This window comes from Phenylobacterium sp. (assembly GCF_030697925.1).
GTDB lineage: Bacteria > Pseudomonadota > Alphaproteobacteria > Caulobacterales > Caulobacteraceae > Phenylobacterium.
On record NZ_JAUYOJ010000058.1, the window covers coordinates 1 to 6,945 of the forward strand.

The following is a 6,945-nucleotide window of genomic DNA, read 5'->3' on the forward strand; positions in this document are numbered from 1 at the left end:
GGACGGGGTCTGCTCCGCCTTCGCCGCCCTCGCGCAGGGCAAGGGGCTGTCCTTCTCGGTCGAGGTGGAACAGGCCCGCGGAGTCTATCGCGGCGACCCGATGCGGCTGCGGCAGGTCCTCTACAACCTGCTGGCCAACGCCCTGAAATTCACCGACGCCGGCGGGATCGCGGTCGGCGCTTCGCTCGCCGACGGCGCGCTTCGTCTCGAGGTGACCGACACCGGCATCGGCATCGCTGAGGACAAGCTCGGCACGCTCTTCGACGCCTTCGCCCAGGTCGACGCCTCGACCACGCGTCGCTACGGCGGCTCCGGTCTGGGGCTCTCCATATGTCGCCAGCTGGTGGAGCTGATGGGCGGCCGCATGGAGGTCGCCAGCCAAGTGGGCCAGGGATCCAGGTTCGCCGCCATCGTGCCGCTGCCGCGCGTCTGCGACGAGGTCCCCGCTTCCCCCATCACGCCGGCGGCCGCGCCAGAGGCCTTCAAACCGATGAGGGTTCTGGCCGCGGAAGACAACAAGGTGAACCGCATCGTCCTGATCACGCTCCTGGCGCAGGTCGGGATAGAGCCGTTCGTCGTAGAAAATGGCGCCTTGGCGGTCGACGCCTGGGCGCGCGAGCCCTGGGACATCATCCTGATGGACATCCATATGCCGGAGATGGACGGGGTGACGGCCACCCAGCGCATCCGCGCCTGCGAGGCCGCCGAAGGGCGGCCACGCACGCCCATCGTGGCGCTGACCGCCAATGTCATGGCCCACCAGGTGGCGGAATATCTGCAGGCGGGCATGGACGATCACGTGCCCAAGCCCATCGAAGCCGCCCGTCTGTTCGCCGTCATCGAACAGGTGCTGGCGGCCGGCCCCGAGGACAATCGGGACCGGCGAACGGCCTAGCGCGGGGAGCGACCCTAGCCTTGGAAGGTCCACCGTCGCCTACGGGCAGCGCCCCGAGCGCGCTGCGAACGCCGCCAAGCGGCTCGGCCCGCAGTCCGCTCACCGCCGGCGCGGTGACCAGGGGGATGTCCAGCGCGGCGCAGGCCTCGAGTTCCTTGGCGGTGCGGACGTTGGTGAGCCGACGCTTCGGCTCCTGGGCTTGTGCGGGAGCCCGACTCGGCCTCGTGATTACAGGTCCCCGTGGCCTGACACGGTGAGGACCGCATGAGCAGCGAGTACGAACGGCTACTCGGCATCACCATGGCCGCGCAGCGGCGGGCGGACGAGCTCGACCGCGCCACGCGGGGCCTTGACCTCTTCGAGCTGGCCCGGCGCAGCATGCTCGGCCCGGACCTGACGACCTCCGCCATGGAGCAGGCGCTCACCCGTGAGGTCCAGAAGGCCCTGGCGAACCACCGCAACCCTCACGGCGCCCTGGATGGCCCAGAGGGCGCCACGGCGGCGATGCTGCGCCAGATCACAGCGGCCCAATCTGCCTATGAAATGGCCGTGCTGAGCCATGGCCTCCCGTCCGACACAGCCGCCCTGCGTCGCGCGGCCGGGCAGGACCTTTGGGAACAGGCGCTGGGGATCGCACAGAAACAGGACCTGTTGCGTACCGCCGAGACCGCCTCAGGGTTGGCCGGCACTGCCGTCGCGCGCGCTGCGGGCCTCGAGGACCACCTGTTCCACACCCCTCGGCGGGACGAGCTCCGATCCCTGCTCGACCAGACGCTGGCGGCCCAGCGGGTGACCAGTGCGAACCTCGGCGAGGACCTGCTGTCCGCGAAGGTCCGCGGCACGTTCGAGGCGCTGCAGACCCCCTGGCTGCACAACCAACACGCCCTCGCGTCGGCCCGGTCCATGGCCGACCTCCAGATGCTTGGCCTCGCGGCCCGCGACGCCCCGTTCGCGGCGACGGCGGTCGAGACGCTCCGCAGCCACCTCGGCGATTGGCGCGATCCCCTCACCATCGATCCTCTTTGGGTCGAGGCGCCGCGCCGCCTGGAGCTCTACGCACAGCTCGGCCTCGACCGCGGCCTCGCGGACTTCCCGGCTCCGGCCTTCGAACGGGGCCTTGGCCTCGCCGGGTTCCCTGGAGCCTCCGTCGATGACGCCGACGAAGCGGACGAAGGCGCCGCCGACGGGCTGGGCCCCGACCATGACCGCGCCCGGGAAGCCTTCCCGGTCCTGCAGCACTTCGAGGTCGCTGTCCGGCGCTTCATCGCCACGGCGATGAAGGCGGCATACGGCCCGGGCTGGGCCCAGACCCACGTGCCGGCGAACATGCGGGAGGCGTGGGAGCAGAAGCGGTCGGTCGCGGAGCGAGACGGCGCGCCGCCGCGGCCGCTGTCCGATTACGCGGACTTCACCGACCACAAGGCGATCATCGAGAGGGGCGAGAACTGGCGCACGGTGTTCAAGCCGGTGTTCGGCCGCGCCGAGGACGTGCGGGAATCCTTCCAGCGGCTCTTCCCGGTCCGTATCGCCACCATGCACGCCCATGGCCTCACCCAAGAGGATGTCCTGCTGCTGCGCGTCGAGACCGGGCGTATCCTGCGGGCGATCCGGCGCGCGGGCTGAACCGATCCGCCTTCAGGGACTGGTCAGCCGCGGCCGCACGACCTGCACCGTCACGCCGTCGAGCGTCACCTCGAACGCCGCTCCCGTCACCACCACCTCGACTTGAGAGTCAGTCAGCCTCACCAGGAGCGGCTCCGCCTCCGCACGATTGGTGATCGAGGCAGCCCGCTTGCTAAAGTCTGCTTCTGTAACGGGCCTCTCCGAGTCAATCCCTTGAGCGTTGTCGCCTCGCCGGAGGCTTGCTTCTGTCCGCAGTCGATCGGTGTCGCTGCTAGATGGTGTTGGCTGAGGATCCGCCGGCCGATCTCTAGTTGGGCGCAGTCGCCGGTGGCGCTGCTACAGACCTTGCGGCCTGGCGGGATCCGTCGTCCCGGCGAAGGGACTTCGCTCCGGAAGGAGATGGTGAGGACCCTCCCGAAGGTGTTTCGGCTGCTTTGGATCAGGCGGCCATCGGCGCGCTCCTGTGGGCGATGAAGGTGGTCTGGTCGCGCAGCATCCGGTGCAACGCGACGGAGAGCTTGCGGGCCAGCGCCACCTTGGCCTTGCGCATGCCGGCGCGGCGGGCGACGGCCAGCGCCCAGGTCTTCAGGTCCGAGCCCCTGACCCGGTGGGTCAGGATCACGTTCGCGGCCTCGTAGAGCATCGCCCTGACGCCGGCGTCGCCGATCTTGGAGATCCGCCCTGTGTAGTCCGTCTCGCCCGACTGATACTTCCGAGGCGTGAGGCCGAAGTGCGGACCGACAGCGCGGGAGGATCGGAAGCGCTCAGGTTCGTCCACGGCCGCCACGAAGGTCAGCGCGACCAGAGCGCCCACGCCGGGCGTGGTCATCAGCCGCCGTGTGCGCTCGTCGTCGCGGGCGACGATCCGCAGGCGACGTTCGAGACTGCGGAACTCCTCGGCGAGGACCTCTCGCGCCTTCAGCAGGGACGCGGCGATCACCTCCAGGACGGCGTGCCCTTCAACCAGGTCCCGCACGCGCGCGGCGTAGGTCCTGGGCGTGGTGGCGCCCACCTTCACTCCGAAGCCGCGCAGCACCCCGCGGATGCTCATCTCCACGTCGTGCAACTTGCCCTGCAGCAGCTTGCGCGCCGTCAGCAGGGCGCGGACCTCCTGCGCGGAGGCCGACTTGCAGTGGACCGGCCGGAACCAGCCAAGCCGCATAAGCTGAGCGATGCCGCGGGCGTCCTTCTTGTCGGTCTTCACGGGCATGGCCTTGAAGGCGTCGCGGACATGCCGGGTCTCCAGCAGCTCGACCGCCAGGCCGGCCCTGCCCATCGCCGCGTGCAGCCATTGCGACAGGGGTCCAGCTTCCAGACCGATCCGCTCCAAAGGAAAATCCAGCGCTGCGAACCAGGCGATCAGCGCCTCCGGCTCGCTGGCGACCTTGCTCTCGCGGACGATCCGGCCCTCGGCGTCCACCACACAGACGCTCGAGCTTTCCAACGACACGTCAATCCCGGCATAGTGCTTCATGGTCGTCTCTCAATGAGGCTTGGCGCAGGCCCACGGCCTGACGCCGTTGATGACACCATCATTCTGAGGGACGACCGCCTGACCTCAAGTGGGGCCGGCGGGGCCGCCCGTTACGCCATCTTTCGTTAACGTCGGGCTTATTAAAGCGAAGTGGCGCTGTCTTTAAGGCGTGTCAGGACAGGCTTCCGCGGCGCGTATCCAACAACCTGAACAGCGGGCGGCGCTCCTCCAGCCCGCCTGATGTTCATCGGGCGCCTGCCAGTCTGGAAGCCTGCGGCCGTCATGGTGCTGCAGTGCTCTTGAGAGGGTCGGGCGACGCCAGATTGGCCCGGTTTCACCGCCGAGCTTTCCGACCCGCGGCAGGTCTGGCGGATTCGGCTTTTCGCACAGGCCTCTCCAGGTGACGATATTTCGCGGCGCGTGAACCATATTCACGTTGCGCAGGCCGCGGTGATCCCCTACCTATCGTGATCGATTTTCACAAAGAACCCTGATGAGTGACGTTCCTACGCGGTCGGTGACGGATTTTCGCGGCCTGCCGCTTTCCGAGCGCGCCGCCCCGTCCGGCTACGCCGCCCTCATCGAGCGCTATGACCTTCCGGTCCCCGCGCCGCCCGTCCTGACCGCCATCGCCGAACGGCACCATCCCGTTTCCACCGATCGATGGCGGATGCTCACGCCGCGCCACGCCCCCGCCCCCACCCTCGGCGGTCACCTCGAGTTCGCCCTGAAGTGGGAAGGGGTCGATCTCGGCGTTCTTCACGCCCTCTTCCAGACCATCGACGCCGCCGACGTCGCGGCCATCGTCCGGGCCACGCCGACCGGCGCCTATGCGCGGCGGCTGTGGTTCCTATTCGAATGGCTGACCGGCCGCCGACTCGATCTGCCGGACGCCGGCAAGGTCCGCGCCGTGCCCGCGCTGTCGCCCGACCAGCAATTCGCCCTCGCCGACGGCGTCGCCTCCGCGCGCCATCGGGTGATCGACAACCTGCCCGGCACGCCCGCCTTCTGTCCGCTGATCCGCCGCACGCCGGCCTTGGAGCGGTTCGTCGCCAGAGGCCTGGACGGCCTGGCGCGCGAGGTCGTCGGCCGGACCCATCCGGACGTGCTCGCCCGCGCCGCGGCCTTCCTGCTGCTCAGCGACAGCCGTTCGTCCTTCTATATCGAAGGTGAACGGCCGTCCGCCCAGCGCGCCGCGCGCTGGGGCCAGGCGATCGGCGAGGCCGGCGCTCGTCCGCTAACCCTGGCCGAACTCGAACATCTGCAGCGGCTGGTCATCGGCGACGCCCGCTTCGTCCGGCTTGGACTGCGAGACGCCGGCGGCTTCGTCGGCGCCCACGACCGGGACACGGGCGAGCCGATCCCCGACCATGTCAGCGCCCGCGCGGACGATCTCCCAGATCTGATGGCGGGTCTGATCGCCTATGCGGAGCGCACGGCCGGACACCTCGATCCCGTCGCCGCCGCCGCCGCCATCGCCTTCGGCTTCGTCTATGTCCATCCGTTCGAGGATGGCAACGGCCGGCTGCACCGCTGGCTGATCCACCATGCGCTGGCGCGGGCCGGCTACAACCCGCCGGGCATGGTCTTCCCGGTTAGCGCCGCCATCCTGCGTGAAATCGACCAGTACCGGACGGTTCTGGAGTCCTATTCGCGGCCGCTGCTGCCTCTGATCGACTACCGCCCCACACCCGACGGCAATGTCGAGGTGCTCAATCCAACGGCCGCCTACTACCGCTATTTCGACGCCACGGCGCACGCCGAATTCCTCTACCGCTGTGTCGCCGAGACCGTAGACCACGACCTTCCCGGCGAAGTCGCCTACCTCCAGGCGTTCGACGGCTTCGCGGCGCGCGTGCAGGCCATCGTCGACATGCCGGATCGGACCATCGATCTGCTGCATCGCTTTCTGCGGCAGGGCGACGGGCGGCTGTCGCAGCGGGCCCGCCAGCGCGAGTTCGCAGCCCTCACGGACGAAGAGACGGCGGCGATCGAGCACCTCCACGCTGACATCTTCGAAGGCGAGGACCGGCCGCCGCCCGCCGCGCAGGACGACCGATGAGAGGAGCCGCCGGCGACATCCTCAAGCGATCTGGCCGCCCCTTGCTACCGCCCAGCTACGCCACCAGCGGGGACGCGACGTGGCCCGACCGCGGCGCCCGGGACCCCCGCCTATTGTAAGGGTGCTTATGCGCCGCAGCGCCTTTCCACCAAAGCGGAGCGCTTCGACAGATGGCCCACGTGTTCCTGGACATGACCCAGTCGCTGGACGGCTACACCTGCGGCCCCGATATCTCGGTGGAGCATCCCCTGGGCCGCGGCGGCGGCCCCTTGCACGCCTGGCTGTTCGGCGACGAGGCCGGCCCGCCCGACGATCTCGACCGCGAGATCGCCGGCGAGCTGTTCGCCGGCACGGGCGCCTTCCTGATCGGCCGGCGGACTTTCGATGTGGGGATCGGCGAATGGGGCGAGGACGGCGCCTTCGGCCGGCCCTGCTTCGTGGTCACCCATAGGCCCCGCGCCATGCTGACCGTGGGCCCTACCACCTTCGCCTTCGTCACCGACGGGATCGAGAGCGCGCTCGCCCAGGCGCGCGCCGCGGCGGGCGACCAGAACGTCTGCGTCATGGGCGGCGGCGAGCTCGCCGCCCAGTATCTGCGGGCCGGCCTGATCGACCAACTGCGCCTGCACCTGGCGCATCTGCTGCTGGGGCAGGGCGGACGCCTGTTCGACGGCGTCGGCGTGGGCGCCCTGCGGGCCACGCGCGCGGTTCAGACCCGGCTGGCCACCCACCTGCGCTTTGAGTTGAGGCCCTAGCAGGCTGTTGAAGAAGTCCGTGGCGGTGCAGGACTCGGCATGATTCACTCCCTTGAGCGAGGCTTGAGGGTTGAGGGTTGAGCATGCGGGGGTCTGACGAGCGGACGGGGTCGTTGTTCTCGTACGTGGACCTGGA

At 69.4% G+C, this 6,945-nt stretch carries 5 protein-coding genes; 4 read left to right on the top strand and 1 reads right to left on the bottom strand.

Translation table 11 applies throughout. The annotated features are described in order from the left end of the window. Together Q8Q88_RS05535 and Q8Q88_RS05540 are read left to right on the top strand one after the other, a co-directional pair. Positions 1-895: ATP-binding protein (locus tag Q8Q88_RS05535; RefSeq protein WP_305674203.1), on the top strand; the 895-nt coding region annotated here is incomplete at its 5' end. A 264-nt stretch (positions 896-1,159) separates the two neighbouring features. Further along, positions 1,160-2,518, top strand: coding sequence for a Swt1 family HEPN domain-containing protein (locus Q8Q88_RS05540; protein ID WP_305674204.1), 1,359 nt, complete (start codon positions 1,160-1,162; stop codon positions 2,516-2,518). A gap of 439 nt (positions 2,519-2,957) precedes the next feature. Here the strand turns inward: Q8Q88_RS05540 and Q8Q88_RS05545 are convergent, their stop codons facing one another. Next, complete coding sequence (locus Q8Q88_RS05545; protein ID WP_305674205.1) at positions 2,958-3,992, bottom strand: IS110 family transposase; 1,035 nt, start codon at positions 3,990-3,992, stop codon at positions 2,958-2,960. A gap of 493 nt (positions 3,993-4,485) precedes the next feature. Between Q8Q88_RS05545 and Q8Q88_RS05550 the strand changes: the two genes are divergently transcribed. Together Q8Q88_RS05550 and Q8Q88_RS05555 are read left to right on the top strand one after the other, a co-directional pair. Then, positions 4,486-6,054: a Fic family protein gene (locus Q8Q88_RS05550; protein ID WP_305674206.1), complete on the top strand. Its 1,569-nt coding sequence runs from the start codon at positions 4,486-4,488 to the stop codon at positions 6,052-6,054. A gap of 170 nt (positions 6,055-6,224) precedes the next feature. Next, on the top strand, positions 6,225-6,809 hold the full coding sequence (locus Q8Q88_RS05555) for a dihydrofolate reductase family protein (RefSeq protein ID WP_305674207.1): 585 nt from the start codon (positions 6,225-6,227) through the stop codon (positions 6,807-6,809). Positions 6,810-6,945 lie beyond the last annotated feature (136 nt).

Coding starts and splice junctions, on each gene's coding strand:
- Q8Q88_RS05540 (WP_305674204.1), top strand. CDS start 1,160: ATGAGCAGCGAGTACGAACGGCTACTCGGCATCACCATGGCCGCGCAG.
- Q8Q88_RS05545 (WP_305674205.1), bottom strand. CDS start 3,992: ATGAAGCACTATGCCGGGATTGACGTGTCGTTGGAAAGCTCGAGCGTC.
- Q8Q88_RS05550 (WP_305674206.1), top strand. CDS start 4,486: ATGAGTGACGTTCCTACGCGGTCGGTGACGGATTTTCGCGGCCTGCCG.
- Q8Q88_RS05555 (WP_305674207.1), top strand. CDS start 6,225: ATGGCCCACGTGTTCCTGGACATGACCCAGTCGCTGGACGGCTACACC.